Here is a 17,750-nt window from a genome sequence, read left to right on the forward strand (position 1 = left end):
TCTTACTATTTTTCGAGCCCAGAAACGATAGCTTCTTCAACATCTTTGATATCAGCAGTACCATCTACTCTGATATATTTGATATTTGGATTTTTAGCCGCTTGCGCTTTGTAGTAGTCGATTAAAGGCTCTGTTTGTTCGTGATAGACTTTAAGTCTGTCTTTTACAACTTCTTCTTTATCGTCATCACGTTGAACTAAATCTTCACCCGTAATATCATCTTTACCTTCTATTTTTGGCGGATTGTAAACTATGTGATATGTTCTACCGCTTGCAAGGTGTGCACGACGACCGCTCATACGTTTTACAATCTCTTCATCTGGTACATCAATCTCAATGACCGCATCAATCTCAATACCTGCATTTGTCACAGCATCAGCTTGTGGCAGTGTACGAGGGAAACCATCTAAAAGGTAACCATTTTTACAGTCATCCTGTGCTATACGATCTTTTACAAGACCGATGATAATCTCATCCGTTACCAGTTTACCTGCATCCATTGCAGCTTTTGCCTGTTTACCAAGCTCAGTTCCAGCCTTGATAGCCGCTCTTAACATATCTCCAGTAGAGATTTGAGGGATGTTGTATTTTTTCGTCAAAAATTGTGCCTGTGTACCTTTTCCTGCACCTGGAGCACCTAAAAGTATAATTCTCATAGTATTGTAATGTCCTCTATTTTTTCTTGCAATTATAGTATTTTGAGTTTAAATTAATCTTCTTCTACAAAGCCAAAATCTTCATCATCACTGCCGCGTTGTGCCATCTCGATATCTTCGATAAGCTCTTTTGCTTCTTCTTCGTCCATCTCACCCTCTTTTATATCCGCTAAAACATCTTCAAGATCAGCTTTGAACTCACGGAGCTCTTCGATCTCCTCTTTCGCATCTTCGCTTGCTTCTTTATTATCAGCGATCTCTTCAAAGATCTCATCTAAACGATCATTGATGTCAGGAATAACTCCATTTGCTATCAAATCTTCTAATTTTTTCATGTGTGACATATATCTACACCTTTATTTATTTTTTAGAATTATACTATAATTTGTCTATGAATTTTTATGTAGTAATAATCGGAACAGAGATATTAAACGGTAGACGGCAGGACAAACACTTTGAATTTGTCAAAAATAAACTTGCAAAATACAATCACGAACTATTTGCCTCTTTTGTCATTAAAGATGATGTAGAACTCATTACAAGAACCTATGAGATGATAAAAGCGGATAAAGAGGCTGTTATGTTCTCTTTTGGCGGTATAGGCTCAACACCTGATGATCTCACGCGTGAGATTGCTGCAAAGGTTTTTAGAAACTCTCCACTTATCACGCATGAAAAATTTAAAAAAGATATCATTAAACAGTTTGGTGATGGTGCCTACCCACATCGTATCCGTATGGCAGATCTACCGCCGGATGTAGAACTGCTTTTTAATCCAGTTAACAATATGTCTGGTTTTTCACTCGATAGACGTTTCTTCTTTGTGCCCGGTTTTCCGTCTATGGCACATCCAATGATTACAGAAGCAATAGAAAAACACTTCTCAAACAGTAAGAAAAAGTATAGATACACGCTCTTTGCAAAAACAAGTGAAGAGTCACTCATCTCTTTGATGCAACAACTACCAAAGAGCATTGAGCTCTCATCTTTACCTATGTTTATCGACGGCAAACCAAATGTAGAGCTCTCTCTTAGCGGAGAGAATAAAGAGGAGATAGAACACTACTTTGAACTCTTTAAAAAAGAGCTCCAAAATAAAAAAATTGATTATAATTTAAAATAATAATGGATAATGTCGATATATAGACTATCAAAAGTCAAGGAATTTTACCATGTTGATTTGGTTATTGGTACTTTTATTGCTTATCTCTTTTATATATGTTGTTTATCGTATTGTTTACCTTCCTCCAAAAGAAGATCTAAACAATGAAAAAGAACACCACTATACTTTTAAAATATAAGCGAGAAAACTCATGGCAATTGCAATGAACAACCATGTCTTTAAAGGGCACAGAACACTTTTAGGCAATAAATTTGTAACCTATGGTGAACTTGAACTTCCAACACGTTTTGATATCTATCCTACTTCTAAAAGCGGGTTTGACTGGGGCAACAGCTCTCTTGGGTCTAATCAACTGGCTTTTTCTATGCTCTTTCAACTCAGCTCTCAAGAGTTAGCAGAAAAATATGCCGAGCAGTTTATGCGTGATGTAGTCAGAGGTCTACATACAAGAGACTGGGTTTTGAGTGCTTCTGATGTACTGGAGTGGATAGAGAAGCATTGTGAACTTCCTAAAGAGAAACGTAATGAGCCAAAAGTAAAAGTCAAAGCTGCCAACAACATAAAAAAAGCCAAAAAGAGTAAATCAAATGTTGTAAAAGATATCTGTAAAGAGCTAGATATCACACAAAAGCAACTCGCAGAAATCCTTGAAGTACCGGAAGGGACTGTAAGTAGCTGGGCTGTTAAAAATGAAATACCACGTCTTGGGAAAAAAGCCATAGAATTCTACATCCAAAATCGTAAAAATCAAAAAATAGTTGACAGCTACAGAAGTTTTATAGAGCTTCTGCAAGCATCATAAGGACAAAAATGAAACCAAAAGATGAAGTAACAAGAAGTCTGCTGATAGACAGAGAAACATGGGATGATGCGATGCGATACTCACGTGAGCGCTACAAGATGAGTCTCTCCAAAGTTATAGAATCACTTCTGCAGGAGTGGCTTATAAAAGAGAAACGTAAACCACTTGACAACTCAAAACAGGCAAAGTTTTTCGAATAGCTTTCGCTTTATCTACTATCTTGCATAGTTTGTGTTTTGTGGAGCTTCAGGATCATAATCAAGAAGTTCTAAAACAGATTTTTTATTCATTTTTCTTGCAAAGTCAATAGCTGTAAAACCTTTTGTGTCTTTAGCATGTTGATTTGCACCTTTTTCAAGCAAGAGCTTTGCTATCTCTACTCTTCCATAGCATGCAGCAGCCATTAAAGCTGTAAAGCCACTTTTTCTATTTGTCTTGTTAACATCCAAGCCTTTTTCAAGCAGATATGCAACCATCCATCGGTTATCATAAGTGATCGCCATATCGAAGATACTCACACCCTCATCATCAAAGTCAAAGATATCTGCTCCGCTCTCAATAAGCAGAGTAAGTACCTCTTCATCGCATCCTGCACGTAAAGCACATGCAAGTACAGATTCCCCTGCCTCGTTTGTCTCTTGCAGGTCTGCACCGTTTTTAATATATTTTTTAATACCAAGATAGTCGTTATTTTTTAAAAGTTCCAGCCATTTATTCATAATGACAGTATAGTAAAATTTTTATTAGTTGTTTTTATGTATAATTCGCATAACAAATTAATTAAGCGAGAATTCAATGGAAGTCATTCAAACAACTGATGCTTTTAAAGCACTCATAGAAAATATAAAAACAGATACACCAAATTATAAAGACCCTTTAGCATTTGGTATCTGTCGTGTAGATTTAGGTCAATTAAACGTAGATAAATCTCTTCAGGCTACATATCCACTTATCAACTGGGATGAGAACTTTGGTAGTGCGGCAATTTTCATAAGAGCACTTGCAGAACAAGGTATAGAGGTAGACTTCTCTCAAAATGAAGTTGTTTGTAACATCAACTTAGAGTTTTTAAAATCATGTCTTAATGCATTTACTCCTTACAGTGATGAAGCATACGGTGATGCACACAAAAATATTCAGGTTGTATCAGCTCTTTATTCTCAAATCGTAAATAACGGTTCATTCGAGGGTGAGTTCAAAGTATGTTTCATCTTCGAAGATGCAGCTTTAGAGTCTGTAGAAGCGACATATCTTAAACTTTATGCGATTTCTCAGGCTAAAGTTGGTCTGCGTGAGATCAACCTAAACGGTGCATTTGGAGCATTACCAAATGTTGCATGGTCGAACGGTCAGCCAATTGAGCTTGATTACCTGCGTGAGTTTGAGATTGAGTTAAAACTCTCTGGTGAGTATCCACATATTGACTTTGTAGATAAATTTCCAAGATTCCTACAGCACATCATCCCAGCGGACAATACACGTATTTTAGATACTGCTAAAGTTCGTTTTGGTGCACAACTGGCAGCGGGAACTACTGTAATGCCGGGTGCTTCATACATCAACTTCAATGCCGGAACTACTGGTGTAAGTATGGTTGAAGGGCGTATCTCTTCATCTGCTATCGTTGGTGATGGTAGTGATGTTGGTGGTGGTGCTTCAATCCTTGGTGTACTTTCTGGAACTGATGGAAATCCAATCAGTGTTGGTAAGAACTGCCTATTAGGAGCAAATTCTGTATGTGGTATTCCTTTAGGTGATGCATGTATCATTGATGCAGGTCTTGCAATACTCGAAGGAACAAAAATCGGTATCTACTCTGCTGAACTAGAGAAGATCAAAGAGGTAAACAGTGGTGTGTCTATCGAAGGTGAAATCTTCAAAGGAAAACAGCTCGCAGGCCTTAATGGTCTTCACTTCAGACAAAACTCTTTAACAGGTGAGATCACGGCTTCTCGTTCCACAAGAGAAGTAAAACTTAACGCTGAACTTCACTAATACCTTTGAGCTGCTCTTTGTGAGTGGCTCTTTTTACTACTAACACTCTACTAACTATTTTATACAATACTTTCACTACAAACAAAAAATAAAAGGACTTACAATGAAAAAACTCATTAGCATATCAATTTTGGTTTCTTCACTACTCTTTGGGGCAGAGACATATACACAATTTTTAAACACTGCTGTAGAGGATGCTTATGATATTCACAACTATTCTAAAGAAAAAATGGAACAGATGGCACAAAGTGACAATAAGTTACAAGCATACAGCAAAAAATTAGAGTCTTATGAAGCTAAAATATCTAGCTTTTTAGAGAGTCAGACAAAAGAAAGCTTTGAATCAAAAGGGGATGCACAAAAAGCACTTAATAAACTTGAAGAGCTTTCTTTGCAAAGTGTAGTTTTGGCAAAAACTGTTACCTACCTTGCTTCCCACCAAGCTGATAATGCGAATGAGAGTTACAACAATACAATTCAGACTACATCAAAAACAATTTTAAGACTCTCAGATGATATTGGTGTTATGGCAGACAGAATTTTACTGATGGCAAAAGAGATAGGTATCATGGCAGACAGAATAGTAGAGACGCAAGAAATTCAATCTAAAAACCTTATAGCAACACAAAAACTTGCACAATACGCAATGACTTTAACTGATGCACAAGCAACGGCTACAAGAGATAATGTACATAATAATATGAACGCAGGCATGTCAAATATGAACATGAACATTAATCAAATGCAGTCACAACAAGCATCGCAAGCAACAATTCCAATGCATTAGCATTTATGCTATAATTGTAAATAGATGAGGAGTTGACTATGAGTATTTCAAACAATGTGTCGTCCCTACAGGCAAATCAAGTATTTATGAATACAAATGCAAATAATATTGCCAATGTAAATACAGACGGTTTTATCCCTACTAATACACGTATGGTTGATGAAAAGACCTCTGTTCGTGCAACAACGAGACTAGCCGATGATAACGGTTCTACAAAAAGCCAGACAGATTTAGCCAAAGAGCTGCCTGACCAAATTACAATCGGTGGTGTAGCAGAAGCAAATGTTGCTGCTATCAAAACTCAAGATGAAATGTTTGGCTCACTCTTAGATATAAAAGCCTAACTAGTGGGTGAGTATATTCATACTCTTGAGATTACGGAGAATGGAAGCATCTGGATCATAATCTTCTAAATTGCTTCCTAGCTCTAAAGTACTAAAGATAGGTTTTCCTACGATAAAACGCCCTTCTACTCCATCTTTTTTTGTTTTTACACCCCATGTATTATGAAAAACAATCACTTTACCCTCTTTTACTCCAACGTAAAGAAGAATGTGCCCTTTTTTATAAAGCAGTGTCTCAAAAGGAATGGCACTCTCTTTAATCTTTGCAATCTTTTCTTCATCATTTAGATTTTCCAAAGAGATGATTTTGCCTATTTTACTTTGCTCATAGGAGTTTCGTGGCAGCCAAAGACCAAAAGGTGCATAAAAATCACGTAGTATCGAAGAGCAGTCCCGTTGACCATACATCCCTCCCCAACCATATTTTACTTTTGAGACTTCATTGAAAATCATGGTAATATTTGGAGGATTGAACTTCAAAACTCCTTTATGCAATAGCTCTTTTGATATCTTTGACTCTATATAGTATGCTTGATTGTTTTTATAGTTCGAAACAGTTAAAAGTTTATAATCAGAAAATGCATCATCAATTTCTGGAAGCATCATTCCTATACGCGAACGAAAAAGAAAATTACCTTCACTGTCATAAACAGCTGCTCCCTCTTTTATAAAAAACTCTTTTTGTGCAGCCTGATAGAGTTTTGCATATTTTTTTGGGATAAAGACTATATCACGTGCTTTTACCCAACCATATGCAAAACTAGCCTGTATAAAAACCCACTCCTTATCTCGTGAATAGTGTGAAACCAAAACAGGTTTGTTGGGAGCTATACTGGAGTTTTGCAGATAATCAAACGGAAAACCCTCCCCTGCTTTTTTGGGGTCCATCAAGAGTGGCTTCTCACTTGGAAATGCTCGGATATCAAGAGCTTTGAGTGTAATGGCAGGTTTATTGAGTTTTGCAAAATCTTTAAAATTGGATCGTGCATAGATATCTTTGAAAAAAGAGGCCTCTAATGGCTGCAGGTTTTCTCCGTAACTGTTGTCAATTCTAAAAGCACGGTATGCCCACATCGCTTCATGAACAGAGATATCGATTTTATCAATATTCCATGGCTTAAAATAAGATGCTTCATAATCTTCAAGTTTTGCGATATAGTGCGCATCTAAGCCATTTACATAGCTTGAGATATTCTGATCTACAGAGAGTAAATCTTCCAACACTTCCTGTTTTACTTCCTGTGTGAGGTTCTCATCAGGTTTTGGTTCACTTTTAGATGTACATGCTACAAAAAGGAGTGCTAAACCAATAAAATAGATATACTTCAATCTTTCCCTTTAATCAACATCCCCAAATCTACTGATGACTCTGCCAATCACTTCTATTTCATTCGGATTTAACACCTGTGTAGGATAGACAGAGTTATCAGAGATAACATCTATCATTCCGTCCATTCTTTTTTGTACACGTTTGATGAAGAGTCCGGCTTCTGTTCGAATGGTAAAAATACCACCACGATTTAGATCAGTTTTTGCTCTGTTTATAAATACAATGTCATTATAACTAAAAGTAGGCTCCATTGAGTCCCCAGAGACATTAATCGCTTCAATATTTTTAAGCTCACGCTCTCCTCCAAGCATAAATACAAACTGTTCAGGAATTTCCAGCTCTTCTATGGCTTCAAACTCACTATCAGCTCCACCACCAGCACTTGCATTGATATCGCTGAAATATCTTATCATATAGTTATTTGTAGCTTCTACCAAACTCTCAGGTGACTGTCCATAAAGCATCCAGTTAATAGATATGCTTCTCTTGGCACAAAAATCAAGCAACTCTGTAAAAGGTATTTTATTACGTTTTTTCATTGTTGCAAAATTCATTTGTGAGATGCCAAGAACCTCTGCTACATCTTTGTCAAAAACTTTTTTTGGCGCAAACTCAGGAGAGATGATACTTTTAATCTCTTCAACAATATCTGAAAAACTATTCATTTTGACCCCTTTTTTCAGTAAATATATCAAAGTATAGTTAAATTTTGAAAGAAAATCAATAATTATTTGACAATTTGTCATATTTTTTCAAAAAAATCTGTTTTTATGTAATATTTTTACAATTACAAAGAATAAAGGATACAAAATGTCACTTATTATTAAAAATGCAGAAACACTCTTTGAAAGATTTGAAAGTAAAATGGAGTTATGGGCAGAAAAACTTTTTTAAGAATCCTGTTCTTTTTTACGATTCTCTTCTTTTTCCCGTTCTGCCTCACGCTCGGCTGATTTTGTCTTGTGATATCCACCGAAGATAAAGATCATAAATAAGAAAAAAAGTATAAGCATTATCGTATCAACAAATGAGTTCATTATTATGCCTTCTTAAATGTAGTGTAATTTTGACGGATAGCATCATAGAGTACAATACCTGTAGATATTGCCAAGTTTAGACTTCTACCGTCTTTTGTCATTGGAATGGTAATATTTTGCGATTTGTATCGATTTAAAATCTCTTCAGGGATACCTGCTGTTTCACTGCCAAAGAAGATAAAATCACCCTCTTTAAATGCAGCATCAAAATAAGGTCTATCTGTTTTTGTCGTTGCAAAATAGGCATTATCTGTTATCTCATTTTTTTCAAAAAACTCATCCAAAGATTCCCATACATGTAAATCAAGCTTATCCCAGTAGTCAAGTCCCGCACGGCGAACAGCTTTTTCATCGATATCAAAACCAATCGGTTTGATAAGATGTAGTGAAGCTCCGGCATTGACACAGAGTCTGCCTATTGCTCCCGTATTGTTAGGAATTTTTGGATGAACCAAAACAAGGTTAAACATTAAAAGATGACCGTTCTGTTTGCATAGACAAAGATTCTGTCTTCAAGGGCAAGTTTAAGTGCACGTGAGAGAACAACCTTTTCAACATCACGTCCGAGTCTTTGCATATCTCTCCAAGAGTATGCATGGTCAATGTGTTTAACATCTTGTGCGATAATCGGACCCTCATCAAGATTGTTGTTAACAAAGTGTGCAGTTGCCCCGATAATTTTAACACCCCTGTCATATGCCTGTTTATACGGATTTGCACCGATAAATGCAGGTAAGAACGAATGATGAATGTTGATTATTTTTCCCTCATATTCTTCAACAAATCGCGGTGTTAAAATACGCATATACTTAGCAAGTACAATATAATCAACATCAGAAAAACCGTTAATACACTCTATAATTTTGCTCTCATGCTCAGCACGTTCCAAGCCTTCATGTGAGATTGTAATGTAAGGGATATCAAACTTTTTCACTAAGGACTCAAGCTTGTCATAGTTCGATACTACAGCTAAAATATTTGCATCCAATTCCCCTGCTTCATGGCGGATAAGGATATCACCAAGTGCATGCAGCTCTTTTGTCACCATAAGAATAATATTTTTCTTTTTCGGTTCAATGACTTTTATACTCGAACTTATTGGCAAAACATCACGAATCGCGGCTGTCAGCTCATTTTTGTCTACATTGCCATCAACAACAGAACGCATAAAAAATTTATTGCTCTCTTTATCAACAAATTCGCTGTTTGAGAGGATATTGAGGTCATAGTTATAAAAAACACTTGAAATCTTATGAACCAAACCTTTTTCATCATTTGCATCTATTAAAACACGGTATTGACTCACTATATATTTCCTTTTTCTAACTTTTCAACTCTTGCATCAATCGTTGCAAGTGTATATTCTAAAAAGTTAAGTGTCATATCTATCTTTGCTTCAATATTGACATTATTTGGTGCCTGAAAACCTTCAAAAAGCACTAAAAGACGTTCCCGTATAGAATTGAGATAGATAAGTTCACTCTCTATGTTTGACGGGCTCACACTCTCTTCTTTTATAAGAGACTCTTCTTGTTTTGGTACAAATGTATCTTTAATTTCTTCGGCAGAGGGCTGCTGCGTATTTTGGGTGTCATCTTCCATCTCAGCTAATGTTGAGAGTATTACATCTTTTAATTCCATGCTTTTAGTAACCACCTTTCAAACTCTTTAAACTCTACATCTGTATCCATCTTGACAAAGAACTCTTTCATCTGAGTGTTAACCCGTAAGAATTTTTTGCGCATACCAGACAATCTTCTTATGGCAATCTTTGCATCAGAGTTATTTGGGTCTTTTTTCAAGATCTCCTTATAAATCTCTAATGCTTCTTCTTTTAAACCTTGCAGTTCATAGATGTTTGCCAAAGTGAGTGTCTGCATTAAAAAAGCCTTCTACTTCTCTATGTAGTTTGCAATAATTGAACCCATTTCACTTGTTGAGCAAATCTCTTTAGCATCAAACTGTGCCAAGTCCTGAGTTCTATACCCTTCACTAAGAGCACGTTTAATCGCTGCATCAATCTTATCTGCCGCATCATTTTCACCAAGTGCATAACGAAGCATCATAGAAGCTGAAGAGATAGTAGCAATCGGGTTTGCGATCCCTTGACCAGCAATATCAGGAGCTGAACCATGAATCGGCTCATAAACACCGATTTTAGCACCGACAGAAGCTGATGGTAAAAGACCGATAGAACCGGAAAGCATAGAAGCCTCATCGCTTAAGATATCTCCAAAGATATTTCCAGTAAGCATTACATCAAACTGTTTTGGGTCACGAATCAACTGCATTGCAGCATTATCTACATACATATGTGAAAGTTCAACTTCTGGGTACTCTTTGGCTACCTCCTCAACAGTCTCACGCCACAGTTGCGAAACATCAAGAACATTCGCCTTGTCAATAGAGCAAACACGTTTGTTACGAGTCATCGCAATTTTAAACGCCTGATGTGCAATACGAATAATCTCTTCACGAGTGTAAACCATTGTATTCCAGCCTTTATCTTCAGTACGGCCTTTTGGCTCACCAAAATAGATCCCACCGATAAGCTCACGCACTACCATTAAATCAACACCTTTAACGATTTCAGGCTTGAGTGACGATGCATTTGCAAGTTCATCATAAACCACAGCAGGACGTAGATTTGCATAAACACCAAGCTCTTTTCTAAAACGTAAAAGTCCGCTTTCAGGACGCTTTTCACGTGGAAGATTATCCCACTTTTCTCCACCGATAGCTCCAAAAAGTACAGCATCAGAGTTTAATGAACTAGAGATTGTCTCTTGTGGCAATGGATCACCTGTGATATCGTAAGCGATTCCACCCATCAGTAACTCTTCATAATTAAAATGAAAACCACTGTATGAAGCTACCGCATCAAGTACTTTCACTGCTTCATCAATAATCTCAGGACCAATTCCGTCCCCTTTAATAAGTGCTATTTTATATGATTTCATCTATTTTTTACCTTCTATCTCATTTTGTGCAAAGTTCATAAGTCCGCCTGCATCTATCAGTTCCTGCATAAATTCAGGAATCGGAGTAAAATTATATGTTTTACCCGTTGTTTTATTTGTAATTGTTCCCGCATTCATATCGATGCTGATCTCATCGCCCTCTTTAATTTCACTTGCCTCTTTAAGCTCAAAAATAGGCAGTCCCATATTGAAAGCATTTCTATAAAAAATTCGTGCAAATGTCGGTGCAACAATTGCTGCAACACCCGCAGCCTTAAGAGCGATTGGTGCATGTTCACGGCTTGAACCACAACCAAAGTTCTCATCTGCAACGATAATATCACCTGGAGTCATCTTGTTTACAAACTCTGGGTCGGCATCTTCCATAACATGTTTTGCTAACTCCTCCGGAACCGAAGTATTTAAGTAACGTGCAGCTATGATTAAGTCTGTGTCAATATCTTTTCCAAATCTCCAAACTTTACCGTTTATGTTTGCTTTTTGCATATAAAATCCTAATGTTTTACTAAATAATTTTGCGATTATATCCAAAAAGTGATTGTAGTTTTATAAAGCCTTTAATTCTCACTGAAAAATTTAAAATTATTGCGGCCTGCTTCTTTGGCTCTGTACATTGCCATATCAGCATTTTTTATCAACTCCTCAGCATCTTTTGCATCTTTAGGGTAGATAGCGATACCAATACTTGTACTGATACTCAGTGAAGATTCTCCGAGCTCTATAGGCTCTTGCATTGCAGTAATGATTTTGTGGGCAACAGTTTTAGAAGTTGTCAGCTCTTTGTTCTCTTCTAAGATAATCATAAACTCATCACCACCTATGCGTGCCAAAGTATCAGCAGCACGCAGACACTCTTGCAGACGCTCTGCAAAATGTTTTAAAATCGCATCACCTACATCATGACCATATTGATCATTGATCTGTTTAAAAAAATCGATATCCAGGAAAAAGACTGCAATGGCATTCTCATTTCTATCCGCCTTTTTCATCGCTACACTCAGTCTGTCATTAAAGAGTGCTCTATTTGGCAGGTCGGTGAGTTCATCATGGTTCGCTTTATATGAAAGCAGGTCTTTTTGCTTTGTTAGCTCTTTTTGATAGTTCGAGAGCTCAGACATCATCATATTGAAATTTTTGGCAAGTTCACCTATCTCATCGCTATTGTAAACCTTTACATGTGTGTCAAGCATTTTTGTATTAATGATTTTTGTTGTGCTTTTATTAAGTTCGGAAACCGGAATAAGTATCTTACGACTTAGTATTTTATAATAGCGTGAAGTAAGAAGAATCGCAATAATAATAATCAATGTGATGACAAAAGTCTGTGTTAAAAGATGTTCAATGAATTTATCTATAGAGTGTATAAGGACAAGATAACCAATTGTTTTCTCATCGGCAATCACCGGCATTACTGTGTATAGTTCCAAACCTTTCCAGAACTGTTTTTCTTGAAGCTTAAGAGTTTTAATCAGTTTGTTTTCTTTGTATGGCTCACTCTTGACATACATACCAAGCAGCTCTCCGTCTTTTCCCAAAGCATATGCTTCGAGTATGTTTTTGGCATGTTTCAGCGAAGAGAGGGAGTCTTGAATGTTTTTTGTGTCTTTAAACAACATTGCCGGAACAATGTTTTTTGCCAGGACTTTGGCAAATGTTCGATTTTGATATTTGACAATTTTTGTGCCATCGATATATTGATAAAGAACAATAAAGATGATTGCGATAACCCCTGCAATAATTGCTGCAGAAAGGTTCATAAAATTGAGCTTTTTTGCGATACTGAGATTATTGTAAAACTGCAACATCTTTTTTTGTTGTCCCTATCAAAATATTTAAAATTTTTCATATAATATCATAAGATGTGTTATAATCAGCCTTAAAAATAATTATAATGAAAGTTTTCAATTGATAAAAACAATTTTTTTTACTCTTTTTATACTCTATTTCTCCGCTTGTGTACTATCACAAAAGCCAGCTTCCATCATAATAGAAGAAAAACCCATTAAAGAGCCTCCTTTTACATATATGTTTGTAACTACTGACCAAAATCCATTTAAAAAAGGAGAGAGAGTCAAAGTTTATGGGCTTCAAAACGGTATTGCCAAAACATCAAAAGGGAATATAGAGCATAGTAAACTTGAAAAAGAGCGAAGTGAATTTCAACTTTTCATAGAATCTCCAAATGCAACACGTATCCGTATTCTCAACATTAAACCAAAATATAAAAATGGTATTTGGCTTAAAGCTGGAAAATATCACATAGAGCTCACGGCACCAAAGCACTATACTCATAAAGAGTGGATAACGCTGAAAGAAGACAGACACCTGAGCATCGCTCTTAAGCGCAAGAAGAACATCTCTCAAGGCTATATTTATTGGCATGAGATAAAAGGTGTAAAATATATAAACGGTGCTTTTTGGCAAGATATGGCAAAGAACAAACAATCACAAATGAATTGGGAAAGTGCTGAAAAATACTGTAAAAAACTCTCTGTCTTTGTAAATCGAGATATCACATTAAATGAGTTTCGCCTGCCAACCGAACAGGAGTTGCTTGAACTGCGAAAATACAACAGCTATCTGGACTATTCTGGAACGATTTACTGGTCATCAACTATTGACAAACAGCATCCGCAATTTGCAAAATATGTCTATATAAACAAAGACAAAAGTGGCTGGTATGATAAAAACGGGAAGGCTTATGTGCGTTGTATCTCCAGAAAAAACTACCCTACAGAGCTCTCATTGCATCAACTTGTAAAATATCTTACAAAACATGAACATTACAAATACAGAGAGACCTATGAGTTTGCAGTTGATCTAAAATACGGAAAACCAATCATAAAACATGTTGTCAAGCGAAATGACCATAAGATAGAGTTTACACTGCGCTCACAGAAATATGACAAAGATAAAAATTATTTTTATTATAAAAACCATACGGTAAAAGAGAGTAAGAAGATCATAAGAGACCCTGATATCAAGTTTGAAATTATTAATGACAAACTTGTATTCAGAGAGATTAAGTAGGAAGCTTATCGCTTCAGATTATTTGTCGTTTGAAGCATTTCATCACTTGTTGTAATGATTTTTGAGTTGGCATCATATGCACGTTGTCCAGTGATCAGGTCTGTAAGTTCAACAACAAGTTCCACATTAGAGAGTTCAACAAAACCCTGACGCAATGTTCCGAGTCCGTCAACACCTGGAATACCCTCAACTGGCTGTCCTGAAGCATCCGTCTCTAGGTAAATATTATCTCCCATAGAGTGCAATCCTGCAGGATTGATAAAGTTTGTTGTCTGAATCTGACCGATTTGAGTGGCTTGTGTTTGACCGGGTTGGACAACAGTAACTGTCCCATCTGTACCGATACTGATACTTGTTGCATCAGGTGGAACAACGATTTGAGGGATGAGATAATAGCCGTCACTATTTACTATTGCACCGTCTTGATCGAGTTTAAAAGCACCATTTTTTGTATAGACTTCTGTTCCATCAGGAAGTTCAAGCTTGAAAAAACCACGTCCGGTAATGGCAATGTCAAGCTGATTATCCGTCTGCTTCAGACTTCCTTCTGAAAAGATTTTATTGATAGCAGTTGAACGTACACCAAGCCCTACTTCGATTCCTGTTGGAGACTTTGTAGTATCACTTGTAGAAGTCCCTGCATATTCCATTACATGGTACATTAAGTCTGCGAACTCTGCACGTCCTTTTTTAAACCCGATAGTATTTACATTGGCGATATTATTAGCTGTTGTATCGATCTGTGTCTGCATTCCCAACATTCCTGTTGAAGCAGTATATAGTGATTGCATCATGGCTTTGTTATTCTCCCTTTACTTTATACTTTTTTAGCAATTTTTTCAATTGCATCTCTGTTCATCTCATTCATCTGTGTATCCATCGCTTTTTGATACATACCAACAAGTCTGTTTGTCTCTATGAGCTGTGTCATCATCTTTACAGCATTGACATTGCTCTTCTCCAAAAAGCCTTGGTTAACAGCACCACTCTCTTCGCTTATCTCCAAACGCTTCATATCATCCAGTCTGTAGAGATTATCTCCCTCTTTTTTGAGATAACGAAGATTATCCACATTGGCTATAAAGAGTTTTTTATTCTGTGTAAGTGTTACGGAACCCGGTACATTTGTATAAATCTGACCATTCTTGTCAATATCTATCACACTGTCAACTGTAGAGAAACTGATACCCTCTTTACTTTTAAAGTAATCATCGCCAAGGACTTCGTATCCTTGCTTTGTAACAAGTTTTCCTTCATCATCCAGTGAAAAGGAACCATCACGTGTCAGACGGACACCTTCTGGAGTTTTTACAGCGAAAAAAAGATTCTCACGTGAGAGTGCCACATCGAGAGGATTTGAAGTCTTTTGCAGATTACCGACTGAAAAGTTTGTATACTCATCTACAACCTGAGGAGCTTTTGTCATAGTCCTGTTTAAAAACTTTGCAGCCTCTTTTGTATTGTTCTCATTTGGCAGTTCATCTCTTTTTTGTTGATAAAGACGCATAAAATCACCAATAATGAGATTATCTTCTTTATAACCGTTTGTATTTACATTTGCCAGATTGTTCGCAATGGTGTCAAGTCTGTTAAACTGAGTCACCATTCCAGCAGCAGAACTATAATAGCCTGTTTGCATCTATCACCTCTGTTTTGCATTATTTTCAAGACTAAAAGCAAAGGGTGTTCCAGTTAAGCAAGAGCCAACATATAACTTTATAGATAACATCATATAAAATAAAAACAAGAGCTTTTTAAGATAATTTCGGTATAATCCACCTTTTAAAAACCTTAAAAGCAATGGAGCAACCTCCGATATGACAGCAAAAGAACTCAACAAAGCCCTGGAGACCTTTTTCCAGGAACATAAGTCAAAAGATTGTGTCACTTATGAATCAATCATTGACCTTTTTGAAAAGCAACCTACAGCCGCACAGGCAAAAAATATTTTAAAACTTGCAAAAAAATACAATAAATGTCTCTATACAGCAAGTGAACATGCAAAAAAACTCAACGATCAAGAAGCAGAAGCTCGTCGTGATGCACAGAGAAAGATGCTTGAAGACAATGAAACGGACAAGTTTGACATCTTAAAAGAGCATGAACTTCTTGAGTGGTCTCGTTCAGACTCTCCTGTTCGTATGTACCTGCGTGAGATGGGGCAAATTCCACTGCTTACAAAAGAAGAAGAGATTGAGATCTCTAAAAAGATTGAAGCCGGTGAGAGCATTATCATTGATGCTATCTGTTCTGTTCCGTATCTCATTGATTTTATCTTAGACTATAAAGAGCCGCTTATCAACCGTGAAAGACGTGTTAAAGAGCTTTTTAAATCATTTGAAGACGAAAAAGATGATGATGACGGTGATGATAGTGATGATGGTGAAGAAAAAGCACTCTCTGCAAAAGACAAAAGCAGAGTAGAAAAAGTCACAACAAGCTTCAAAGCCCTTGAAAAAGCTAAAAAAGATTGGATGAAAGCACTTGATAAAGCTCCTGAAAATCTTGACAGCCAAGAGCTTACAGAAGAGATAGTACACTACTACTTAACTGTAACATACAAAAAAGCTGTTTTAAAAGAGAAGCTTCTTGATTTGGGTCCAACTTCAAAGCTTATCAATGAACTTGTAAAAGCTATGGAGACTGCACTCAAATCTGATGAAGGATATGACAAAGAGCTAAAACGTCTTGAGTACAAACTTCCACTCTTTAATGCAACACTCAAAGCAAACCATAAAGTACTTGTTGAGAAGATTCAGGACCTTACAAAAGAAGATATCGCAAATATGGTTCCAGAAGCGACAATGGTTTCAACATATATGGAGATTAAAAAACTTGTTCAGACAAAAGAGGCATCAAAAAACTCTTTTGATATGGAACCTGAAAAACTTGCTGATATTTTAGAACAGATTAAGCGTGGAAAGAATATCTCTGAAATCTCTAAAACAAAGATGGCAAAATCTAACCTGCGTCTTGTTGTATCTATCGCAAAACGTTACACAAACCGTGGGCTTCCTTTCCTTGACCTAATCCAAGAAGGAAACATCGGTCTGATGAAAGCTGTTGATAAATTTGAATACCAAAAAGGATATAAGTTCTCAACTTACGCTACATGGTGGATTCGTCAGGCTATCAGTCGTGCTATTGCTGACCAGGCTCGTACGATTCGTATTCCTATTCATATGATTGAGACAATTAACCGTATCAATAAAATCATGCGTAAACACCTCCAAGAGCATGGTAAAGAGCCGGATGTTGAAACAATTGCACAGGAGGTCGGTCTCTCAGTTGAAAAAGTTAAGAACGTTATCAAAATAACAAAAGAGCCGATTTCTCTTGAAGCACCTATCGGTAGTGAGGAAGATGGTCGTTTTGGTGATTTTATCGAAGATAAAACTTCACTCTCTCCATCAGATGCAATTCTTAAAGATGACCTACGCATCCAAATTGAACAGGTCTTAGAGCAACTCAATGAGCGTGAAAAAGCCGTTATCAAACTCCGCTTTGGAATTATGGATGATGAGAGTGACAGAACCTTAGAAGAGATTGGTAAAGAGCTCAGCGTTACACGTGAGAGAGTTCGTCAGATTGAATCATCTGCGATTAAAAAGCTCAAGCACCCTAAAGTTGGTCGTAGACTGAAAAACTATATAGAAGAGTAAACG

Annotated in this window: 24 protein-coding genes; 9 read left to right on the forward strand and 15 right to left on the reverse strand. The window is 36.7% G+C overall.

What is annotated here, in order from left to right; genetic code table 11:
- Nucleotides 1–5: 5 nt before the first annotated feature.
- Both adk and ES948_RS00300 read right to left on the reverse strand, forming a co-directional pair.
- A complete protein-coding gene (gene adk / locus ES948_RS00295; protein WP_152182922.1) occupies nt 6–656 on the reverse strand; it encodes an adenylate kinase in 651 nt (216 codons plus the stop codon).
- A 53-nt stretch (nt 657–709) separates the two neighbouring features.
- Nucleotides 710–1,000, reverse strand: coding sequence for a hypothetical protein (locus tag ES948_RS00300; RefSeq protein WP_152182923.1), 291 nt, complete (start codon nt 998–1,000; stop codon nt 710–712).
- A 47-nt stretch (nt 1,001–1,047) separates the two neighbouring features.
- Between ES948_RS00300 and ES948_RS00305 the strand changes: the two genes are divergently transcribed.
- Genes ES948_RS00305 through ES948_RS00315 form a run of 4 tightly spaced genes read left to right on the forward strand, consistent with a single transcriptional unit; the run spans nt 1,048 to nt 2,781 of the window.
- Entirely contained in the window at nt 1,048–1,779 is a 732-nt protein-coding gene (locus ES948_RS00305; RefSeq protein WP_152182924.1) for a competence/damage-inducible protein A, read from the forward strand.
- Between the two features lie 49 nt (nt 1,780–1,828).
- Nucleotides 1,829–1,957: a hypothetical protein gene (locus ES948_RS11115; protein ID WP_281346792.1), complete on the forward strand. Its 129-nt coding sequence runs from the start codon at nt 1,829–1,831 to the stop codon at nt 1,955–1,957.
- A 12-nt stretch (nt 1,958–1,969) separates the two neighbouring features.
- A complete protein-coding gene (locus ES948_RS00310) occupies nt 1,970–2,581 on the forward strand; it encodes a DUF6166 domain-containing protein (RefSeq protein WP_152182925.1) in 612 nt (203 codons plus the stop codon).
- A gap of 8 nt (nt 2,582–2,589) precedes the next feature.
- Nucleotides 2,590–2,781 (forward strand): hypothetical protein, encoded by a 192-nt coding sequence (locus ES948_RS00315; RefSeq protein WP_152182926.1) that lies wholly within the window; start codon nt 2,590–2,592, stop codon nt 2,779–2,781.
- 15 nt (nt 2,782–2,796) lie between these two features.
- Here ES948_RS00315 and ES948_RS00320 read toward each other — a convergent pair whose 3' ends face one another.
- Entirely contained in the window at nt 2,797–3,300 is a 504-nt protein-coding gene (locus tag ES948_RS00320) for an ankyrin repeat domain-containing protein (protein ID WP_152182927.1), read from the reverse strand.
- Nucleotides 3,301–3,376: 76 nt separating this feature from the next.
- On the opposite strand from ES948_RS00320, the gene ES948_RS00325 reads away from it, so the two are divergent.
- The 3 genes from ES948_RS00325 (at nt 3,377) to ES948_RS00335 (ending at nt 5,707) form a co-directional block, all read left to right on the forward strand.
- Nucleotides 3,377–4,576: a tetrahydrodipicolinate N-succinyltransferase N-terminal domain-containing protein gene (locus ES948_RS00325; protein ID WP_152182928.1), complete on the forward strand. Its 1,200-nt coding sequence runs from the start codon at nt 3,377–3,379 to the stop codon at nt 4,574–4,576.
- A gap of 103 nt (nt 4,577–4,679) precedes the next feature.
- On the forward strand, nt 4,680–5,363 hold the full coding sequence (locus ES948_RS00330; protein WP_152182929.1) for a hypothetical protein: 684 nt from the start codon (nt 4,680–4,682) through the stop codon (nt 5,361–5,363).
- 38 nt (nt 5,364–5,401) lie between these two features.
- Entirely contained in the window at nt 5,402–5,707 is a 306-nt protein-coding gene (locus ES948_RS00335; RefSeq protein ID WP_152182930.1) for a flagellar basal body protein, read from the forward strand.
- Here ES948_RS00335 and ES948_RS00340 read toward each other — a convergent pair whose 3' ends face one another.
- The 10 genes from ES948_RS00340 to ES948_RS00380 form a co-directional block, all read right to left on the reverse strand.
- Entirely contained in the window at nt 5,708–7,036 is a 1,329-nt protein-coding gene (locus ES948_RS00340; RefSeq protein WP_152182931.1) for an SH3 domain-containing C40 family peptidase, read from the reverse strand.
- Between the two features lie 9 nt (nt 7,037–7,045).
- The gene (locus tag ES948_RS00345; protein ID WP_152182932.1) at nt 7,046–7,702 is read right to left on the reverse strand and encodes a LexA family transcriptional regulator; all 657 of its coding nucleotides are present in this window, start codon (nt 7,700–7,702) and stop codon (nt 7,046–7,048) included.
- Nucleotides 7,703–7,927: 225 nt separating this feature from the next.
- Nucleotides 7,928–8,074 carry a hypothetical protein gene (locus tag ES948_RS10800; protein ID WP_188109404.1) on the reverse strand — a complete coding sequence of 49 codons (147 nt, stop codon included), beginning with the start codon at nt 8,072–8,074 and terminating at the stop codon, nt 7,928–7,930.
- A 2-nt stretch (nt 8,075–8,076) separates the two neighbouring features.
- A complete protein-coding gene (locus ES948_RS00350; protein ID WP_152182933.1) occupies nt 8,077–8,544 on the reverse strand; it encodes a tRNA (cytidine(34)-2'-O)-methyltransferase in 468 nt (155 codons plus the stop codon).
- A complete protein-coding gene (gene purU / locus ES948_RS00355) occupies nt 8,544–9,380 on the reverse strand; it encodes a formyltetrahydrofolate deformylase (RefSeq protein WP_152182934.1) in 837 nt (278 codons plus the stop codon). Before purU ends, ES948_RS00350 begins: the two co-directional genes overlap by 1 nt.
- Nucleotides 9,380–9,715 carry a CiaD-like domain-containing protein gene (locus ES948_RS00360; protein WP_152182935.1) on the reverse strand — a complete coding sequence of 112 codons (336 nt, stop codon included), beginning with the start codon at nt 9,713–9,715 and terminating at the stop codon, nt 9,380–9,382. Before ES948_RS00360 ends, purU begins: the two co-directional genes overlap by 1 nt.
- Nucleotides 9,706–9,954: a tetratricopeptide repeat protein gene (locus tag ES948_RS00365; protein ID WP_152182936.1), complete on the reverse strand. Its 249-nt coding sequence runs from the start codon at nt 9,952–9,954 to the stop codon at nt 9,706–9,708. The genes ES948_RS00360 and ES948_RS00365 overlap by 10 nt, the downstream gene beginning before the upstream one ends.
- Before the next feature lie 12 nt (nt 9,955–9,966).
- The gene (gene leuB, locus ES948_RS00370) at nt 9,967–11,034 is read right to left on the reverse strand and encodes a 3-isopropylmalate dehydrogenase (RefSeq protein ID WP_152182937.1); all 1,068 of its coding nucleotides are present in this window, start codon (nt 11,032–11,034) and stop codon (nt 9,967–9,969) included.
- Nucleotides 11,035–11,541, reverse strand: coding sequence for a 3-isopropylmalate dehydratase small subunit (locus ES948_RS00375; protein ID WP_152182938.1), 507 nt, complete (start codon nt 11,539–11,541; stop codon nt 11,035–11,037). It abuts the gene before it with no gap.
- A gap of 71 nt (nt 11,542–11,612) precedes the next feature.
- Nucleotides 11,613–12,860 (reverse strand): sensor domain-containing diguanylate cyclase, encoded by a 1,248-nt coding sequence (locus ES948_RS00380; protein ID WP_152182939.1) that lies wholly within the window; start codon nt 12,858–12,860, stop codon nt 11,613–11,615.
- Between the two features lie 100 nt (nt 12,861–12,960).
- Here ES948_RS00380 and ES948_RS00385 point away from each other — a divergent pair, with 100 nt between their 5' ends.
- Nucleotides 12,961–14,085: an Lcl domain-containing protein gene (locus ES948_RS00385; protein WP_152182940.1), complete on the forward strand. Its 1,125-nt coding sequence runs from the start codon at nt 12,961–12,963 to the stop codon at nt 14,083–14,085.
- Between the two features lie 5 nt (nt 14,086–14,090).
- On the opposite strand, the gene flgG is transcribed toward ES948_RS00385, so the two are convergent.
- A complete protein-coding gene (flgG, locus tag ES948_RS00390) occupies nt 14,091–14,879 on the reverse strand; it encodes a flagellar basal-body rod protein FlgG (protein WP_152182941.1) in 789 nt (262 codons plus the stop codon).
- Nucleotides 14,880–14,902: 23 nt separating this feature from the next.
- Nucleotides 14,903–15,724, reverse strand: coding sequence for a flagellar hook-basal body protein (locus tag ES948_RS00395; RefSeq protein ID WP_152182942.1), 822 nt, complete (start codon nt 15,722–15,724; stop codon nt 14,903–14,905).
- 178 nt (nt 15,725–15,902) lie between these two features.
- On the opposite strand from ES948_RS00395, the gene rpoD reads away from it, so the two are divergent.
- Nucleotides 15,903–17,747 carry an RNA polymerase sigma factor RpoD gene (gene rpoD / locus ES948_RS00400; RefSeq protein ID WP_152182943.1) on the forward strand — a complete coding sequence of 615 codons (1,845 nt, stop codon included), beginning with the start codon at nt 15,903–15,905 and terminating at the stop codon, nt 17,745–17,747.
- Nucleotides 17,748–17,750: the final 3 nt, after the last annotated feature.

Source organism: Sulfurimonas indica (assembly GCF_009192995.1).
Classification (GTDB): domain Bacteria; phylum Campylobacterota; class Campylobacteria; order Campylobacterales; family Sulfurimonadaceae; genus Sulfurimonas; species Sulfurimonas indica.